The 16916-nt window shown below is 67.7% G+C and carries 17 protein-coding genes; 14 read left to right on the forward strand and 3 right to left on the reverse strand.

The window, feature by feature from the left end; all coding sequences use genetic code 11:
• Window positions 1-59: 59 nt before the first annotated feature.
• The 5 genes from P7D22_RS07820 (at window position 60) to P7D22_RS07840 (ending at window position 5911) form a co-directional block, all read left to right on the forward strand.
• Window positions 60-908 carry an oxidoreductase gene (locus P7D22_RS07820; RefSeq protein WP_319933666.1) on the forward strand — a complete coding sequence of 283 codons (849 nt, stop codon included), beginning with the start codon at window positions 60-62 and terminating at the stop codon, window positions 906-908.
• Between the two features lie 278 nt (window positions 909-1186).
• Complete coding sequence (locus P7D22_RS07825) at window positions 1187-3085, forward strand: sugar ABC transporter ATP-binding protein (protein ID WP_319933667.1); 1899 nt, start codon at window positions 1187-1189, stop codon at window positions 3083-3085.
• Window positions 3082-4089 (forward strand): ABC transporter permease, encoded by a 1008-nt coding sequence (locus P7D22_RS07830; RefSeq protein WP_319933668.1) that lies wholly within the window; start codon window positions 3082-3084, stop codon window positions 4087-4089. The genes P7D22_RS07825 and P7D22_RS07830 overlap by 4 nt, the downstream gene beginning before the upstream one ends.
• Window positions 4090-4144: 55 nt before the next feature.
• On the forward strand, window positions 4145-5140 hold the full coding sequence (gene denD / locus P7D22_RS07835; protein WP_319933669.1) for a D-erythronate dehydrogenase: 996 nt from the start codon (window positions 4145-4147) through the stop codon (window positions 5138-5140).
• Between the two features lie 21 nt (window positions 5141-5161).
• The gene (locus P7D22_RS07840; protein WP_319933670.1) at window positions 5162-5911 is read left to right on the forward strand and encodes an SDR family oxidoreductase; all 750 of its coding nucleotides are present in this window, start codon (window positions 5162-5164) and stop codon (window positions 5909-5911) included.
• A gap of 13 nt (window positions 5912-5924) precedes the next feature.
• Here P7D22_RS07840 and P7D22_RS07845 read toward each other — a convergent pair whose 3' ends face one another.
• Window positions 5925-7361 (reverse strand): right-handed parallel beta-helix repeat-containing protein, encoded by a 1437-nt coding sequence (locus P7D22_RS07845; RefSeq protein ID WP_319933671.1) that lies wholly within the window; start codon window positions 7359-7361, stop codon window positions 5925-5927.
• A gap of 311 nt (window positions 7362-7672) precedes the next feature.
• Here P7D22_RS07845 and P7D22_RS07850 point away from each other — a divergent pair, with 311 nt between their 5' ends.
• The gene (locus P7D22_RS07850; RefSeq protein WP_319933672.1) at window positions 7673-8872 is read left to right on the forward strand and encodes an aldose 1-epimerase family protein; all 1200 of its coding nucleotides are present in this window, start codon (window positions 7673-7675) and stop codon (window positions 8870-8872) included.
• A 28-nt stretch (window positions 8873-8900) separates the two neighbouring features.
• Here P7D22_RS07850 and P7D22_RS07855 read toward each other — a convergent pair whose 3' ends face one another.
• Both P7D22_RS07855 and P7D22_RS07860 read right to left on the reverse strand, forming a co-directional pair.
• Window positions 8901-9356 (reverse strand): NUDIX hydrolase, encoded by a 456-nt coding sequence (locus tag P7D22_RS07855; RefSeq protein ID WP_319933673.1) that lies wholly within the window; start codon window positions 9354-9356, stop codon window positions 8901-8903.
• 172 nt (window positions 9357-9528) lie between these two features.
• On the reverse strand, window positions 9529-10314 hold the full coding sequence (locus P7D22_RS07860; protein WP_319933674.1) for a phosphate/phosphite/phosphonate ABC transporter substrate-binding protein: 786 nt from the start codon (window positions 10312-10314) through the stop codon (window positions 9529-9531).
• Between the two features lie 318 nt (window positions 10315-10632).
• Here P7D22_RS07860 and P7D22_RS07865 point away from each other — a divergent pair, with 318 nt between their 5' ends.
• From P7D22_RS07865 to P7D22_RS07900, 8 genes are read left to right on the forward strand one after another with little or no spacing between them, the layout of a single operon-like run.
• Entirely contained in the window at window positions 10633-10935 is a 303-nt protein-coding gene (locus P7D22_RS07865) for an STAS domain-containing protein (protein ID WP_319933675.1), read from the forward strand.
• 2 nt (window positions 10936-10937) lie between these two features.
• The gene (locus P7D22_RS07870; protein WP_319933676.1) at window positions 10938-11303 is read left to right on the forward strand and encodes a response regulator; all 366 of its coding nucleotides are present in this window, start codon (window positions 10938-10940) and stop codon (window positions 11301-11303) included.
• 54 nt (window positions 11304-11357) lie between these two features.
• Window positions 11358-13553 carry a chemotaxis protein CheA gene (locus P7D22_RS07875; RefSeq protein ID WP_442916053.1) on the forward strand — a complete coding sequence of 732 codons (2196 nt, stop codon included), beginning with the start codon at window positions 11358-11360 and terminating at the stop codon, window positions 13551-13553.
• A 5-nt stretch (window positions 13554-13558) separates the two neighbouring features.
• Window positions 13559-14023: a chemotaxis protein CheW gene (locus P7D22_RS07880; RefSeq protein WP_319933678.1), complete on the forward strand. Its 465-nt coding sequence runs from the start codon at window positions 13559-13561 to the stop codon at window positions 14021-14023.
• Entirely contained in the window at window positions 14020-14910 is an 891-nt protein-coding gene (locus P7D22_RS07885; RefSeq protein ID WP_319933679.1) for a CheR family methyltransferase, read from the forward strand. Before P7D22_RS07880 ends, P7D22_RS07885 begins: the two co-directional genes overlap by 4 nt.
• Window positions 14911-14948: 38 nt before the next feature.
• Window positions 14949-15989, forward strand: coding sequence for a protein-glutamate methylesterase/protein-glutamine glutaminase (locus P7D22_RS07890; RefSeq protein WP_442916054.1), 1041 nt, complete (start codon window positions 14949-14951; stop codon window positions 15987-15989).
• Window positions 15962-16351 (forward strand): response regulator, encoded by a 390-nt coding sequence (locus tag P7D22_RS07895; RefSeq protein ID WP_319933681.1) that lies wholly within the window; start codon window positions 15962-15964, stop codon window positions 16349-16351. The genes P7D22_RS07890 and P7D22_RS07895 overlap by 28 nt, the downstream gene beginning before the upstream one ends.
• The gene (locus tag P7D22_RS07900; RefSeq protein WP_319933682.1) at window positions 16348-16905 is read left to right on the forward strand and encodes a chemotaxis protein CheD; all 558 of its coding nucleotides are present in this window, start codon (window positions 16348-16350) and stop codon (window positions 16903-16905) included. The genes P7D22_RS07895 and P7D22_RS07900 overlap by 4 nt, the downstream gene beginning before the upstream one ends.
• Window positions 16906-16916: the final 11 nt, after the last annotated feature.

Below are 16916 nucleotides of genomic sequence, written 5' to 3' on the forward strand. Positions count from 1 at the left end.
AGCGGACCCTAGGTCTTGAACACTGGCCAGCGGTCCGGCCCGTCCAACGAGATAGAGCAATGGCATCCTCAGCAACACCCGTCTGGTTCATTTCCGGTTGTTCGACCGGGTTTGGCCGTGAACTCGCCAAGCTCGTCGCGGCACGCGGCTGGGCGACCGTCGTGACGGCGCGCGACAAGAGCCGCGTGGCCGACCTCGCCGAAGGCAACAGCCAGGTGCTGCCACTCGCCCTCGACGTCACCGACGCCAAGGCCGTCACGGCGGCCGTGGCGGCCGCGGAAGAGCGCTTCGGCGCCATCGACGTCCTGGTCAACAATGCGGGCTACGGCTATCAGGCCTCCGTCGAGGAAGGCGAGGACAGCGAGATCCGCGCCCAGTTCGAGGCCAATGTGTTCGGCCTGTTCGCGCTCACGCGCGCCGTGCTGCCCGGCATGCGGGCCCGGCGTCGCGGTCACATCATCAACATCACCTCGGTGGCGGGCTTCGTCGGGTTCCCGGGCTCGGGCTATTACGCGGCCAGCAAGCATGCGGTCGAGGGCTGGTCGGACGCGCTGGCGGCCGAAGGCGCACCGCTCGGCATCAAGGTGACCTGCGTCGAGCCGGGCCCGTTCCGCACCGACTGGGCCGGGCGCTCGCTGAAGCAGACCCCCAATCGGATCGCCGACTACGCCGAAACCGCGGGCTCCCGCTTGAAGATGACCGCCGACATCAGCGGCAAGCAGGCCGGTGATCCGGTGCGGGCCGGCGAAGCGATGATCGCGCTCGTCGACAACCCCAACCCACCCCGCCACCTGGTGCTCGGCCTGTGGGGACACGATGCGGTGGTGAAGAAGCTCAAGGAACGCCTCGACGAGGTGTCCGGCTTGCGCGATACGGCGCTCGCGACCGACTATCCGAAGGATCGATAACCGGGGACAGGACGGCAGCCCGGCGGCTTCCGCGCGATCGGCGCTGGCCCTCGGGGCCGGCCCGGCTTAGAACACCCGGGCTGGCCTCGCGCCGGTGGACCTTCGCAACATAAGCGGGGCCTTGAACAATCGAGGAGCCGCGAACGGGAGGCCAGGGTGGATCGCAGGACGGACACGGACCATCGGGTCCGGACAGGCGCGACGTGGCGTGCCCCGGCCGAACGGTTTGGTTCGGCCGTGCCGTTGTCGGGCCGATCCTGATCAGCCCGGCCGTTCCCGTGTCTGCCGCCCCGACCTCCGAGCCCAAGGCGCCCCTGCTGGTGGCGCGCGGCATCACCAAGGCGTTCGGGCGCACCCCGGCCCTGGTGGGCGCGGATTTCACGCTGCAGCCGCGCGAAATCCATGGCCTCGTCGGCGCCTTCGGGTCGGGCAAGTCGACGCTCGGCAAGATCATCGCCGGCCATGTCGCCTTCGACGAGGGCGAGATCACCTACCGCACCTATCCGATCCGCCTCCGCTCGACCCGCGATGCCATCCGGGTCGGCATCGCGATGGTGACCCAGGAAACCACCCTGGCGCCCGACATGACGGTGCTGGAAAACATCTTTCTGCCCGAGCTTGGCCGACCGGGCTGGCTCGACCGCGGGGCGCTGCGGGCGCGGGCCCGGGAGCTTCTCGCGAGCTTCGGCCAGGCCGATGCCGTGCCGCTCGATACCGAGGTCGGCCGTTTGTCGTCGGGCCAAAAGCAGATCGTCGAGATCGCCAAGGCGCTCGGCATCCGGGCGAAGCTGATCGTCTTCGATGAACCCACCGCCTCGTTGAGTTCGACCGAGGTGGACCGTTTGTTCGACATCATGGCGCGGCTGCGGCTGTCGGGCCGTGGGCTCGTGCTGGTGTCGCACCGCCCCGAGGATGTCGTCGACGTGACCGACCGGCTCACGGTGTTGCGCGACGGCCGCGCGACCCTGGATGCCCGCCGGGTCGCGGACATCACGCCGGACGAACTCGCCGAAGCCATGGTGGGATCGGCACCCCGGCTGGAAGCGCGACCGGGCCGACGCCGCGCCGCGTCCGAGGACGCCGACACGGCCCGGCTCGTCGTGCACCATCTGGCGTCGGCGCCCGCGGTGCAGGACGTGTCCTTCGCGGTTGCGGGCGGCGAGATTCTCGGCCTTGCGGGCCTCGTGGGGGCGGGGCGCTCGGAGGTCGCGGAGGCGATCTTCGGGCTGCGGCCGCGGGCCGGCGACGTGCACATCGACGGCCAGCCGCTCCGGCCCGAGGCGCCGCGCGCCGCCATCCGGGCCGGCATCGGCTTCGTGCCCGAAGACCGCCCCAACGGCAGCTTCGTGCCGGACATGAGCCTGCGCGAAAACCTGTTCCTGGCCCATCTCGGCACCCAGCGCGGCTTCGGTCGCGGCTACCAGCGCCGGGCCGCGGCCCTGGACGACCTCGCGCCCAAGCTGCAGCTGCCGCTCAGCCAAAGGCTCGATTCGGGTCTGCTGCGCTTTCCGGGCGATGTTCAGCAACGGGCCATTCTCGGGCGCTGGCTGCTTCTCGATCCGGGCGTGCTGATAGTCGACGAGCCGACCCGGGGCGTCGCCATTGCGACCCGCGCCACCATTCATGCCCTGCTGCGCGAAACCGCCGCCAAAGGCGCGGCCGTGGTGGTGGTGTCGTCGGACTTCGAGGAACTGCTCGCCCTCGCCGACCGGGTCGTGGTGCTGAGCGATGGCCGCTCCGTCGCGGATCTGCCGGCCGCGATGCTCGATCGCGAGGCGCTGACCTTGCTGGCTGCCCCCCGGAGTTCCGTCGCCCGCAACACCGCGCTGCTCGAAGACCTCACGGCCGAGAACGGCGGCGTCGGCTTCTGGGCCCTGATCGAGGGCGACCACGTCATCGGCCTCAACGCCGTGGTGGCCGATGCAAGCGCCGACCCCGGGTTCGCACCCGGCGAAGCCCGCATGTTCGACGCCACCCGCATCCCCGAGGCGCTCCGGGCCCGGCAACCCAGCTTCATTCGTGAAGCCGACGGCACGCGAACCACCCTGCTGGTGCCGGTCCGCAGCCCGCGCGGGCAGAATATGGGCTGGGTCGGCCTGACCCTGCCGGGCGGTCACGCGGTGCCGCCGGCCGCCGCCATCAAATTCCGCATCGATACGCTGGCCGCCAGCCTATGAGCGCCAAGGATCCCACCCTGAACACGTCGGCCCGAACCGATCTGAGCGGCCTGTTCCGCTCCACCCGTGGCCTCGATCTTGCCCGTCGGGTCGCCTTGCGAAAGCTGTTGCTCGCCTTTGCGCTGGCCGCGGTGTTGTCGTTTCTGTCGCCCTTGTTCCTGACACGTGTCAGCGTTCTGGCCATGCTGGACCAGTCGGTGGTGCTGGGCATCGTCTCGATCGGCATGACCTTTGTGGTGCTGACCGGCGGCATCGACTTGTCGGTCGGCGGCGTGGTGGGGCTCACCGGCATCGTGCTCGGCCTGGGGCTACAATATCTGTCGATCCCGCTCGCCATCGCGGCCGCCGTTCTGACCGGCGCCGGATTCGGCCTGGTGTCGGGCGTGCTGGTCGGCGTGTTCGGCCTGGCGGCCTTTGTGGCGACGCTCGGCGTGATGGCGATTGCCCGCAGCCTTGCCAGCCTCCTGTCGGGCCAGCAGTCGATCACCGCCATCCCGGACCGGCTGCAGGCGATCCTCAGCATGACGCCGCTCGGCGTGCCGCTGCACGCGATCGTGCTGGTGGTGCTTTGTGGCGCGGCCTGGACCTATCTGGCCTTCGCCAAGGGGGGGCGCACCCTCTACGCGGTCGGCTCGAATCGCGAGGCGGCCCGCGCGGCCGGCCTCAACGTCGGCCTTTATGCCGTGCTGCCTTATGTGTTGTCGGGCGTCCTGGCCGCCGTGGCCGCCACCTTGGCGATCGCGCGGCTGCAGACGGCCGACCCCCAGATGGGCAGCACGCTGGAGCTCGACGCCATCGCGGCCGTGGTGATCGGTGGCGCCAGCCTGTCCGGCGGACGCGGCTCGGTGGTGGGCACGTTGATCGGCGTCTTCATCATGGTGATGATCCGCAACGGGCTGAACCTGCTGGGCGTGTCGCCCGCCTGGCAGGGGCTCGCCATCGGCACACTCATCATCGGGTCGCTGTTGATCGAGCGGGCGACGGCGCGGCGGCTGCGGCGGTGACGTATCGCCGGCACCACGGGACTCGGAGGGCGCGCGTGCGCGGAGGAACGAAGCCATGCATATTCTGATCGTCGGCGCGGCCGGCATGGTGGGGCGCAAGCTCACCGATCGGCTGCTGCGCGACAAGACCCTGGGCCAGCAAGCCATCACGGCCCTGACGCTGGCCGATGTGGTGGCTCCCGTGCCGCCTGGAGGCGAGGCCGATGGGCCTGCCATCACGACCGTGACGGTCGACCTGTCGGAGCCGGGCGCCGCCGCCCGCTTGCTGGCGCCGCGGCCCGATGTGGTGTTCCACCTGGCCGCGATCGTGTCGGGCGAGGCCGAGGCGGATTTCGACAAGGGCTATCGCATCAATCTCGACGGCACCCGGTCGCTGTTCGACGCCATCCGGCATGAGGCGGCGCGCCAGCCCTACCGGCCGCGGGTGGTCTTCACCTCATCGATCGCGGTTTTCGGGGCGCCGTTCGCCGAGAAGATCGGCGATACGTTCTTGTCGGCGCCGCTCACCAGCTACGGCACCCAGAAGGCCATCGGCGAGCTGTTGCTCAACGATTATTCCCGCCGCGGCATCTTCGATGGCATCGGCATCCGGCTGCCCACCATCTGCGTCCGGCCCGGCCTGCCCAACAAGGCGGCCTCGGGGTTCTTCTCAGGCATCCTGCGCGAGCCGTTGAGCGGCCAGCCGGCCGTGCTGCCGGTTTCCCCCGACGTGCGGCACTGGTTCGCGAGCCCGCGGGCCGCGGTCGGGTTCCTGCTGCGCGCCGCGACGCTCGACACGGCGCGCCTCGGTGACCGCCGCAACCTGACCCTGCCGGGTTTGTCCGCCACCGTGGAGGAACAGATCGAGGCGCTGCGCCGCGCCGCAGGCGACAGGGCCGTGGCGCTGATCCGCCACGAGCCCGACCCCACCATCGCCCGGATCGTGGCCGGATGGGCCCGCGACTTCGACGCGGAGCGGGCGCAAACCCTCGGCTTCACGGCCGAAACCTCGATGGACGAGATCATCCAGGCCCATATCGAGGACGAACTCGGCGGGCGCATCGGCCTGTAAGGTCGCAAGGGAGGCAAACGCATGTCCGAAGGCAAGAAGATCGCCCTGGTGACGGGGGCCGGCACCGGGATCGGCAAGGCCGTGGCGCTGGCGCTCGGCCGGGCCGGTTATCGGGTGGTGTTGAGCGGCCGCCGCCAGGCCGTGCTCGACGCCGTGGCGGTCGAGATCGGTGCCGATGCGGTGGCGATCGCGGCCGATCTGACGGAGCCGGCCTCCGTGGCGCAGCTTTTCGCCGCGATCCGCGACCGCTTCGGGCGGCTCGATCTCCTGTTCAACAACGCCGGCACGGGCGCCCCGGCGATCCCGCTCGAGGATCTCAGCGTCGCCCAATGGAAGGCCGTCATCGACACCAACGTGACGGGCGTCTTCTTGTGCACCCAGGAAGCGTTCCGGATCATGAAGGCGCAGGACCCGCGTGGCGGCCGCATCATCAACAACGGCTCGATCTCGGCCACCGCGCCGCGACCGCATTCCGCCCCCTACACGGCGTCCAAACATGCCGTGCTGGGGCTCACCAAGTCGACGGCCCTCGACGGGCGTCGCTACGACATCGCCTGCGGCCAGATCGACATCGGCAACACTGAAACCACCATGGCGCTGAAGATGAAGGACGGCGTGCTGCAGGCCGACCTCTCGACACGTGTCGAGCCCACCTTCGATGTGGCCCATGTGGCGGATGCGGTGGTCTATATGGCGGGCCTGCCGCTCGACGCCAACGTGCTGAACATGACCGTCATGGCCACCAAGATGCCCTTCGTGGGCCGCGGCTGAGCCGCGCTCCCGGTCAGTGCACGTAGGCCCCGACATCGACCGGCGCGGTGCGTGCTTTTGCCAGGATGTCGAGCGCCGGGGCGCTTGTGGCGGTGCCGAACCCGATGGCCACGCTGGTCGAGCGCAGACGCAGGTCGAAGCTGCCGGTCGCGGTGTTCAGTGTCACGAAGCCGCTGAGCACGGCCGGCAGCACCGAATTCGCCGTGCCGGTCGAGCCTGAGCTGATCACCGTCTTGGTGCCGCTCGGGTAGGTGGTGATCGAGGCGGCGGCGATGTTGTGGTCGAAGGCCGTGTTGCCCGACGCGATGTCGAGCTGGGTGGCGATGTTGTTGCGCACCGTGACGCCGCTCGAGACCGTGCCGTCCTTGGCGTCGTGGATCTGGATCCAGCTCGGGTGGCCGGTCGGGTCCGAAGACACGACGGTGTTGTTCAACACCTTCGAGCTTTGGGCGCCGTAGAGCGTGATGCCGTTCCAGCTGTTCACCGCCACCACGTTGTTCTGCACGATCAGGCCGCTCCACTTGCCGTCGAAGAACGAGATGCCCTGCATGTAGGTCGTGCTGGCATCCCCCGTCTTCGTGACGATGTTGCCGTCCACCACCACGTTGGTGTTGGTGGCCGTGACGCCGCTCGTCACCGTCGACCAGCCCTGGATGCCGTCCGCATGCAACGGATCGAGGGTGGTGTTGAGCCCGTTCTTGATGGTGTTGTTCTTGATCAGCAGGTTGCTGGCTGTGATGTCGATGGCGTCGTTGCTGAAGCTTTCGAACAGGTTGCCCTGCACGAGCCCCTTCTCGGTCGTCATCACCAGGGCATTCGAGTTGTTGATGAAATGGTTGCCCGTGACGCTTGTGCAGGGCGAACTCGCCCGCAGCGCATAGGAATAAGGGTCGTTGAGCCAGTCGGCGGCCGTCCAGCCGCTGGTCGAGGCGGCGGCCTCGAAGGTGTTGGTGTCGAACACGATGTCGGTGGTCTGGCCTTCCCAATCCCCGTACCCGGTGATCGTCAGGTAGCCGCTCGGCATCGCCACCGTGGTGGCGCCCGTCACGGTCGAGGCCGCGCCCCGGAAGGTGAGGCCCTGGAACATCCACTTGGCCGAGCTGACGACCGTCAGCTTGTCGATCACCGGCGTGGCGCCGGGCGCCGCCGCCACGGTGATGAAGTCGCTGTTGAACATGTTGCTGATCGCCACCGAGCCATGATCGCCGGATCTCAGCAGGATCAGGTCGCCCGCCTTGACGGGGGCGGTGGCATTGATGGCGTGCAGGGTCGTATCGGTGCCGTTCTCGTAGGCCAGGCCCGCATGGCCTTGTGTCGAGATGATCTGATTGCCGACCGTGACCACATCGGCCAGTGTTCGCCAGGGCTTTGCCGAAGACCCATCACCCGAAGTGCTGCCATTCACAGGATCGACATAAAAGGTGCTGTGTCCGGTTTTCAATGCAGGCACCGAGCAGCCTGAATACACGCTTGCCGCAAAGGCCGGCATGGGCGGTATGACTGGCAGCAGGGCAGCCAGAATGTAAGTAAGCTTCATCTAACCCCCAGATCTATTTGCACCGGGAGCGTCGTAGGTCTGCGTTAAGACAACATTAAAGACACAACTAACCATTTTGTGACGCGGCGGAATTGCGGCGGAAATGCTTGAAATGCGTGGGAAAATTCCCCTCGAAAAATCTCTGTCAAAAGTTGCAACGCCGGTGTTCGATCGGTCGCGCCGCTTGCTATGGTCCGTGTCGTGACTACGAGAAGCGAATCCTGATGACGACGCTGTATGGCCGACCGATTGTGCGGCGGGATCTCGCGGCCCGGTCGGGCGCGCTCGCGGCCTTCGGGGGCGTTCGTCTCCTCGAGCTTTGCGACGGGGTCGAGCGCGGCAACCGGATGCTGGAGTTCCGCACCGGCTCGGGGTTGCGCTTCACGGTGCTGCTCGATCGCGGCATGGACCTCGCCGAATGCGAGCATAACGGCCGGGCGATCGGCTGGCATTCGCCGGCAGGCTTTCGCAACCCCGCCCTGCACGAGCCCGAAGGGGAAGGCGGCCTCGGGTTCCTCAGGTCGTTCTCGGGCCTGCTGGCCACCTGCGGGCTCGACCACGTCGGCTTCATGGCCGAGGAGCCGGCCGACCACTACAATTACGGGCCTCGCCACACCGTCCGGCATGCCATCCATGGCCGTGTCAGCATGGTTCCGGCTCGCCTGACCGGCTATGGCGAGCGGTGGGAAGGCGACCGCTGCATCCTGTGGGCCGAAGGCGTCGTGCGGCAGGCGGCTCTTTTCGGTGAAAACCTCGTGCTGGTGCGTCGCATCGAGGCCGACCTCGGCGGCGACGCGATCCGCCTGTCTGACCGGGTGGTGAACGAGGGCTTTTACCCGACGCCGCACATGGTCTGCTACCATTTCAACATCGGCTATCCGGTGCTGAGCCAAGGGTCGCGCTACCTGGCGCCGATCGCCGACGTGGTCTGGGCGTCGCATGCCGGCGATGGCTACCGACGCTCGGGTGTCGGCTATCGCACGATGCCGGAGCCGCAACCCCGCTTCCATGAGCAGGTCTGGCAGCACGAGATGGCGGCCGCCCCCGACGGGGTCGTGCCGGTGGCGCTGGTCAACGATGCGCTCGGCCTTGGCCTGATGGTCGACAGCCGCAAGGATCAGCTTCCGTGCTTCTACCAATGGCAGAATTTTCAGGCCGGCGCCTATGCGCTCGGGATCGAGCCCGCCACCAACCACATCCTCGGCCACGCTTATGCGCGGCAGCAGGGCGAACTGGCGATGCTCGACCATGGCGAGGAGCGGCGCTACGACCTGACCCTGCACGTGCTGCCCGGGGCGGAGGCCATCGCGGCCGCGGAAGCGCGCATCCGCGCCATCGCGGGCCAGCCCGACACGGAGTTCCCGGCGCCGTCGGGCCGGCATCTGCCCCTCGCAGCCGCTCCGCAGGGCACGATCCGACCCTGAGCGCCCATCGAGGGGTGCGGCCCGCCCGTCACCCGTCCATGCGGTCGAACGCCACCCCGAAGGCCAGGATCAGCCCTTTCAGATCGGGCTCGGCCACGGCGTCGGCGGCTTCGATATAGTTGAACCATTGGCGCGTGCGCTGCTTGCGTTCGCGCCATGTCGCCCGTTCGACGCGGACCTCGAGCGGGAACACGTCCACCCGGCAGGGCCAGCTTTTGCCGCCGATGCCGCGCTTGATATAAACGTAGCTGCCGATCGCGGCCTTGGCCACGGCGCCGCTGATGCCGGCCTCCTCCATGGCTTCGCGGGCCGCGGTGCCGCGTGGCCGGCGGCCCTTCATGGGCCAGCCTTTCGGAACCACCCAGCGGCGGGTTTCGCGCGAGGTGATCAGCATGATCTCCAGGCCGTCGCCGCGGCGGAACGGCAACGCCGCATATTGCTGCCGGACCTGCTCGACCTGCCCGGGCGCGCGGAGCTTCTTCATGCCATGTCGTACTCCGCCGGGCCGTCAGGTGATGGTGCCTTGTGCTGGCGTTCATGCGCCGCGTCCATCCCCGAACAGACCCGTTGGTGTCGCATCGGCGACATTCTGGCCGGCTCAACAGATTTCGGTCAACGAAACCGCGTCGAACCACCATCCAGAAAACGACATCGGCTTATTGCAGGACGGGGTAGCCCTGCCGCTCGGCCGCGTCTTGCATGGCCGTGATGACCGCATAGGCCTCGACCGGCAGAACCTCGACGCCCTCCAGCAGCAAGGCTTGCGCCGCGGGGGTGTGCCCGTCGCAGGCCGCGGCCAAGGCCGTCCGCAAACGCGTCAGGTCCAGGTCCGACGTCGATGGCGCGGTGACGAACGGAAGCCCGGGGGCTTGGTCCGTCAGGCACAGCACCCGGAGCCCTGCCGTTTCCTCGGGCGCATGCGCCTGCACGAGCGCCAGGGTGACGACGTCGATGGCCGCAAGGTCGGCTTCGCCGACACGAACGGCCCGCAACGAGGCGCGATGGCTTCCCGTCTCTGAGGTGGAGGCAAGGAAACGGCCCTTCGTGGCCCACGGCGCCACAAGGGCCCGCAGGGCATTGTAGCCGGATTGCGAGTCGCGGCTGTTATAGGCCGCGCGGCGGCCCGCCATGGCGGCGATGTTTTGGGCTGTTTCGTCGGCGCGGACCATGACGGCGCTCCGGTAGAAAGCGCCCTCGCAGCCCGGCGCCCGAAAGCGCGGCGTCGCCACATAGCGCACCCCATGTCGCAAGCTCGTGACGAACGGATAACCGCAGGTCTGGCTGAGCAGCAGGGCCGGGTCGCGCCAATGCGGAACGAGCTCCGCCGGGTGGGCCAGAGCGACCGGCAGCGCGGCGATGTTCTGGTCGGCGAGGCATTGCCGGAGATGCGGCCAGAAGCGCGCCATCGCATCGGGATCGACCGCATACATGGGCCAGGACACGGATCGGACCAAGCGTCGGGCTCCGGTGAGGGGGTGTTCTTCGCATCCTAGAAGGCGGCGTGTCGTAGAGGAAACAGCATCGGTCCGGCAAACCTTGGCAACGATACCTGCGTGTTACGTTTCGTTCTCTTTGTTTGCTCGTTTTGGCCCTGAGCCGGCCCATTCGGCCTTTTCCGGCCATCCCTAAGTCCCGGGCGCCTCGCGATTTAATCGAATGGCAATCGCTTCGCCACATGTTGGCTCGAGCCTGAAGGAACAGGTCGCCGGCAGTGCGACCCCATGGAGCCCCATGACCCGTCGCCCCAAAGGACAGATCGCATGACCGGCCTTTCCGCAGAAACCTTGTCGGCACCCAATGTCGTGGTGCTGGACGAAACCCTCGACCTCAACGCCGCCTCGGAGCTGGCCCGCACCTTCGCGGGCCTGCGTGGCGCGCCGGTGACGATCGACCCGTCCCATGTGGGCCGGGTGGGCGCCCAATGCGTCCAGGTGCTGATCGCGGCCCGCAAGACCTGGATGGCCGACGGGACCTATTTCACGGTGACGCCTGGATCGGAGCCGTTCAACGAGGGGTTGGACCTGCTTGGGCTGACCTCCTTCTTCTCCAACGAGAGAGCCTGATAATGAGCAAGACCATCCTCACGGTGGATGATTCCCGGACCATGCGCGACATGCTGCGCCTGGCTCTTTCGGCCGCCGGTTATTCGGTGATCCAGGCCGAAGATGGTGTGCACGGGCTCGAGGTCCTGGCCGATTCCGATCCGGATGTCATCATCACGGACATCAACATGCCCCGGATGGACGGCTTCGGCTTCATCTCGGGCGTGCGCCAGGGCGGTCGCCATCGCGCCGTGCCGATCCTGGTCCTGTCGACCGAGAGCGACATCGAGAAGAAGCAGCGCGCCCGCTCGGCCGGAGCCACAGGTTGGATCGTCAAGCCCTTCGATCCGGTCAAGCTGGTGGACGCCGTTCGTCGCGTTTCCGCCTGATCCCCTGACACCGCAGCCCAGCCCGCCTGCCGAGGAGCTTCTCTCTTGGATACGATGGCCGCCATCAAGCAGACCTTTTTCCAGGAATGCGAGGAACAGCTCACAGAACTCGAGGCGGGCCTCCTGCAGCTCGACGACGGCAACCATGATTCCGAGGTCGTCAATGCCGTGTTCCGGGCCGTCCACTCGATCAAGGGCGGAGCCGGCGCTTTCAACCTGACGGCCCTGGTGCAGTTCGCCCATGTGTTCGAAAGCGCCATGGACCGCGTCCGGGTGGGCAAGCTGCATCCTTCGCCCGACGTTTTGCGGGTGATGCTGCGCGCCGCCGACGTGCTGGCCGACTTCGTGCGGGCTGCCCGCGAGGACGATGTCGTGCCGGCCGAGCGCAGCGCCGGCATCGTGCTGGAGCTGAAGGCGCTGGCCGAAGGTCAGGGCGTGGCGCCCGCCGGGGCCGCCCCGGCGCCCGCGCCGGTCGCGGAGGCCGAAGCGGAACTCGAATTCATTCCGATCGCCATCGACCTGTCGTCCTTTGACGACCTCCTGGCCCCGCCATCGGGCCCAGCCGGCTTCCGCATCGGCTTCAAGCCCCACCCGGCGCTTTACGCCAACGGCAATGAGGCCGTGATCCTGATCCGCGAAGTCGGCCGCCTCGGCACGTTGCGGGTGACCTGCGACACCGACGAGGCGCCCGGGCTCGACGGCCTCGATCCCGAAGGCGCCTACCTGTTCTGGACGCTCGAGCTCGAAACCGACAAAAGCGAAGCCGACGTCCGCAGCATCTTCGATTTCGCCGAATATGATTGCGTGTTGAGCTTCGAGCCCCTGGCGGCACCCGCGGCGCTGCCGGACCTGCCGGTCGTAGAAACCGAACTCGAGTTCCACGCCATCCCGGTCGAGTTCGTGGCGTTGCCGGACGAGCCGGTGGCGGTCGCGCCTCCGGCGATCGAGGCTCCTCTCGCCCCGAGCCCCGCCGCGCCCCGGGCCGCGGTCGAACCGCCCCATGCAGAAGCCGCCGCGGCCGGAGCCAAGCGCGAGGTGGCGGCCGCTGCCGCGCCCACCATCCGGGTCGACCTCGAGCGTGTCGACCGCCTGATCAATCTTGTGGGCGAGTTGGTCATCAACCAGGCCATGCTGGCCGTGCGGGTCACGGAGGCCGGCCTGGCCCGCGTGTCCGCCGTGGCGGTCGGTCTCGACGAGCTCGAGCAACTGACCCGCGAGATCCAGGACAGCGTCATGGCGATCCGGGCGCAGCCGGTCCGCTCGGTGTTCCAGCGCATGCCACGCCTCGTGCGCGAAGTGGCGGCCCAGACCGGCAAGACGGTCCGGCTCGTCACCGAGGGCGAGGGCACGGAAGTCGACAAGACCGTCATCGAACGCTTGAGCGACCCGCTCACCCATATGATCCGCAACGCGATCGATCATGGGCTCGAGAAGCCGGAGAAGCGGCTTGCCGCCGGCAAGCCCGAAGAGGGTCTCGTCAAGCTGGTGGCGCTGCACCGGTCGGGCCGCATCGTCATCGAGGTGTCGGACGACGGCGGCGGCATCAACCGCGAGCGGGTGCGCCAGATCGCGGTCGACAAGGGCCTGATCTCGCCCGACGCCAAGCTGACCGACGACGAAATCGACAACCTGATCTTCCTGCCGGGCTTCTCGACCGCCGCGGTCGTGTCCGACATCTCGGGTCGCGGTGTCGGCATGGATGTGGTGAAGCGCTCGATCCAGGCGCTTGGCGGCCGCATCGCCATCTCGTCGCGTCCCGGCGAGGGCTCCACCTTCACCATGAGCCTGCCGCTGACCTTGGCGGTGCTCGACGGCATGGTGGTGACGGTGGCCGACCAGACCCTGGTGATCCCGCTGACCGCCATCGTCGAAACGCTGCTGCCGCGCTCCACCACGGTGCACAATTACGGCGAGGGCACCCGGTTGATCGGCGTGCGCAACGGCTTCATCCCGCTGATCGATGTGGGTGAGATGCTGCAGTTCCGGCCCGGGGTCGACGATCCGAAAACCGGCATCGCGCTGCTGGTCGAGACCGAGGGCGGCGCTCGCAACGCGCTCCTGGTGGATGCCATCCAGGGGCAGCGCCAGGTGGTGATCAAGTCTCTGGAAACCAATTACGGCCACGTTCCTGGAATCGCGGCCGCCACCATCCTGGGCGACGGGCGCGTGGCGCTGATCCTGGATGTCGATGCCGTCGTATCGGCTTCGCGCGACGACGCCGCGGCCCAATCCTTCGCACTCGCAGGGTGAACACCATGACTGACCGCATCAAGGAAGCAGGCAAGATGCTGGAACTCGTGTCCTTCCGCATCGGCGACCAGGAATTCTGCGTCGACATCATGTCGGTCCGCGAAATCCGCGGCTGGACGCCCGCAACCGTGCTGCCGCACTCGCCGGCCTTTGTGCGCGGTGTCATCAACCTGCGCGGCGCCGTGTTGTCGATCGTCGACCTCGGGGCGCGCTTCGGCCTGCCGCTGGCCGAGCCTTCCGCCCGCCACGTCATCATCGTGGCCCAGGTCGGGCCGCAGGTGGTGGGCCTTCTGGTGGACGCCGTGTCGGACATCCTGACGGTCTCGACCGACTCGATCCAGCCGACCCCGGATGTCGCCTCGGAACTGGCGCGTTCCTTCGTGCAGGGCGTGCTGGCCATCGACAACCGCATGATCAGCCTGATCTCGCTCGACCACGTGCTGCCGGCGCCCGACAGGCTGGCCGCGTGATCACCACCGAGAAGCGGCCCCCCTCCCAGGCGGAACGCCCTCTCGTGGAAGGCGATTTCATCTTCCGGACGGAAGACTTCAACCGCATCGCGGCGATGCTGCACGCCGATGCGGGCATCTTCCTGCCCGAAACCAAGGCCACGCTGGTATATTCCCGCCTGGCCAAGCGCCTGCGGTCGCTGGGGCTGCAGTCGTTCCGCGATTATTGCGAACTCGTGGCCGGCCAGGACGGCCTCGAAGAGCGGCAGAAGATGTTGGTGTCGCTCACCACCAATGTGACGAGCTTCTTCCGCGAGCCGCATCACTTCGACATGCTGCGCACAAGCGTGCTGCCGCCGTTGCTTGCCGCCGCCAAGGCCGGCAAGCGGGTTCGCCTTTGGTCGGCGGCCTGCTCGAAAGGCCATGAGCCTTATTCGATGGCGATGACCATTCTGGCCCTGATGCCGGATGCGGCCGATCACGACATCCGCATCCTGGCGACCGACATCGACACCGAGGTGCTGGCCGAGGGGCAGGCGGGTCGCTACGACGAAAGTCTGGTGCAGTCGGTTCCGCCCGCCGAGCGACGCAAGGGCTTTCTGCCGATGTCGAGCGATGGCCGCATCCTGACCGTGACGCCCGATATGCGCCGGCTCGTATCGTTTCGCGAACTCAACCTCATCGGCCAGTGGCCCATGAAGGGCAAGTTCGACGTTATTTTCTGCCGCAACGTCGTGATCTACTTCGACGACGACACCCAGGCCAAGGTGTGGAGCCGCTTCGCCACCATGATGGTTCCGGGCGGCACGCTGTTCATCGGCCATTCCGAGCGCGTGCAGGGGCCAGCCTCCAATCTGTTCACCACCGCTGGCACGACGGCCTACCGGTTCCGCGGAGGCAAGCCGTGAGCAGCATCAAGGTCATCATCGTCGACGATTCGGCCAGCATGCGACGCCTCATCCGCGCCGTGCTGGAGCGCACCTCCGACATCGTCGTGGTGGGCGAAGCGCAGGACCCGATCGAGGCGCGCGACGCCATCAAGGTGCTCAACCCGGATGTGGTGACGCTCGACATCGAGATGCCGCGCATGAACGGGCTCGAATTCCTCGAGAAGATCATGCGGCTGAGGCCGACCCCGGTCATCATGGTGTCGAGCCTGACGGGGGCCGGAACCGACGCCACCATCCGGGCGCTCGAGATCGGCGCCGTCGATTGCATCGCCAAGCCGGAACCGGGCGAGCGCGAGCTGTTCGCGGCGCTGCCGGACAAGATTCGCATCGCCGCGAAATCCCGCGTCGGCTCCCTGGCCGACCGGCTGCAGAGCCGGCACGAGCCGCGCGCCCCCGTTTCCGGCAAGGCCTACCGGCCCGATGGTAGCATCGTGGCGATCGGATCCTCGACCGGCGGGGTCGAAGCCTTGACGGCGGTGCTGTCGTGTTTTCCGGCCAATTGCCCGCCGACCGTCATCACCCAGCATATGCCGCCGTTGTTCACCAAGAGCTTCGCGGACCGCCTGGATCGCCTGTGCGCCCCGCATGTCGCGGAAGCGAGCGACGGCGCGCCGCTGCTCGAAGGCCATGTCTACATCGCCCCCGGCAGCCCCACCCATCACCTCGAGGTGGTGGGGTCTCCCGGCCGGCTCCGCTGCCGGCTCCGGGCCGCCGCGCCGGTCAACGGGCATTGCCCGTCGGTCGACGTGCTGTTCCAATCGGTCGCGAAAACCGCCGGGGCCCAGGCCCTCGGCGTGATCCTGACCGGCATGGGACGGGACGGCGCCACGGGCCTGATGGCCATGCGCCAGGCCGGCGCCCGCACGCTCGGCCAGGATGCGGCAAGCGCGCTCGTTTACGGCATGCCGAAGGTCGCCTTCGAAATCGGCGCCGTCGAACGCCAGGCGCCGTTGCGCCGCATCGGCCACGACATTCTCACCCTGACCACTCTCAACACGGACCAGCCGCCATGCCACTCGCCGCAAGTCTCAAGGTGATCATCGCCGACGATCAGCAGACGAGCCGCCTGCTGATCCGCGCCGGCCTGGCCGAACTCGGCGTCCAGCACATCGCCATGGCGAAGGACGGCGAAGAAGCCCTGGTGATGATGAAGCAGTCGCCGGTTCATCTGGTGATTTCCGACTACCACATGCCGAAGGTGAACGGCGTCGAGCTGCTGCGCGCCGTTCGGGCCAATCCGGCCACCAAGGGGGCGGCCTTCTTCCTGTTGACGGGCGTCGAGGGCAAGGAGTTCCTGCAGGAGGCGATCAACCTGAAGATCAACAACTACCTGAAAAAGCCCGTCTCCGTGCCCGAACTGAAGGCCAAGATCGAAGCCGTGTTCGGGGTGCTGCAATGACCTATGCCGGCCGGAGCGCCGACGAGGGCCCGGTCGACAAGCCGACGCTTGTGATCCAGGGCGAGTACAAGATCTCGCAGGATGCCGGCGTCGTTCTAAACACGCTGCTCGGCTCCTGCGTGGCGGCCTGTATCCGTGATCCGATGGCCGGCGTGGGCGGCATGAATCACTTCCTGCTTGCCGAGGGCTCCGCCTCCGACAAGCAGCACCACGCCGAGCGTTACGGCGTGCATGCCATGGAGTTGCTGTTGAACGGGCTGCTCAAGCGCGGCGCACAACGCAACCGGCTCGAGGCGAAGCTGTTCGGTGGTGCCAAGACCATGGACGGCCTCGCGGATGTCGGGGCCTCGAACGCCCGTTTCGCCCGCGCCTTCGTGGAGCGCGAGGGCATCAAGCTGGTGGGCGAGTGCCTGGGCGGCACGCGGGGACGTCGCATCAACTTCTGGCCGGTTTCCGGTCGGGCACGTCGGATCTTTATTTCGGAGCCCGTGCCGATGCGGCCCATGGCGCCCCCACCCAGCCTGCCGACCAGCGGCGCGCTGGAATTGTTCTGACGGCTTTGGAA

Origin of the sequence: Lichenihabitans sp. Uapishka_5, from assembly GCF_033947565.1 — a bacterium.
Lineage (GTDB): Bacteria > Pseudomonadota > Alphaproteobacteria > Rhizobiales > Beijerinckiaceae > Lichenihabitans.

Bases quoted from the DNA above. Each gene is read 5' to 3' on its own strand.
- P7D22_RS07855 (WP_319933673.1), bottom strand. From the start codon at position 9,356: ATGAAGAAGCTCCGCGCGCCCGGGCAGGTCGAGCAGGTCCGGCAGCAA.
- denD (WP_319933669.1), top strand. From the start codon at position 4,145: ATGCATATTCTGATCGTCGGCGCGGCCGGCATGGTGGGGCGCAAGCTC.
- P7D22_RS07865 (WP_319933675.1), top strand. From the start codon at position 10,633: ATGACCGGCCTTTCCGCAGAAACCTTGTCGGCACCCAATGTCGTGGTG.
- P7D22_RS07880 (WP_319933678.1), top strand. From the start codon at position 13,559: ATGACTGACCGCATCAAGGAAGCAGGCAAGATGCTGGAACTCGTGTCC.
- P7D22_RS07830 (WP_319933668.1), top strand. From the start codon at position 3,082: ATGAGCGCCAAGGATCCCACCCTGAACACGTCGGCCCGAACCGATCTG.
- P7D22_RS07900 (WP_319933682.1), top strand. From the start codon at position 16,348: ATGACCTATGCCGGCCGGAGCGCCGACGAGGGCCCGGTCGACAAGCCG.
- P7D22_RS07820 (WP_319933666.1), top strand. From the start codon at position 60: ATGGCATCCTCAGCAACACCCGTCTGGTTCATTTCCGGTTGTTCGACC.
- P7D22_RS07875 (WP_442916053.1), top strand. From the start codon at position 11,358: ATGGCCGCCATCAAGCAGACCTTTTTCCAGGAATGCGAGGAACAGCTC.
- P7D22_RS07870 (WP_319933676.1), top strand. From the start codon at position 10,938: ATGAGCAAGACCATCCTCACGGTGGATGATTCCCGGACCATGCGCGAC.
- P7D22_RS07850 (WP_319933672.1), top strand. From the start codon at position 7,673: ATGACGACGCTGTATGGCCGACCGATTGTGCGGCGGGATCTCGCGGCC.
- P7D22_RS07895 (WP_319933681.1), top strand. From the start codon at position 15,962: ATGCCACTCGCCGCAAGTCTCAAGGTGATCATCGCCGACGATCAGCAG.
- P7D22_RS07890 (WP_442916054.1), top strand. From the start codon at position 14,949: ATGCGACGCCTCATCCGCGCCGTGCTGGAGCGCACCTCCGACATCGTC.
- P7D22_RS07840 (WP_319933670.1), top strand. From the start codon at position 5,162: ATGTCCGAAGGCAAGAAGATCGCCCTGGTGACGGGGGCCGGCACCGGG.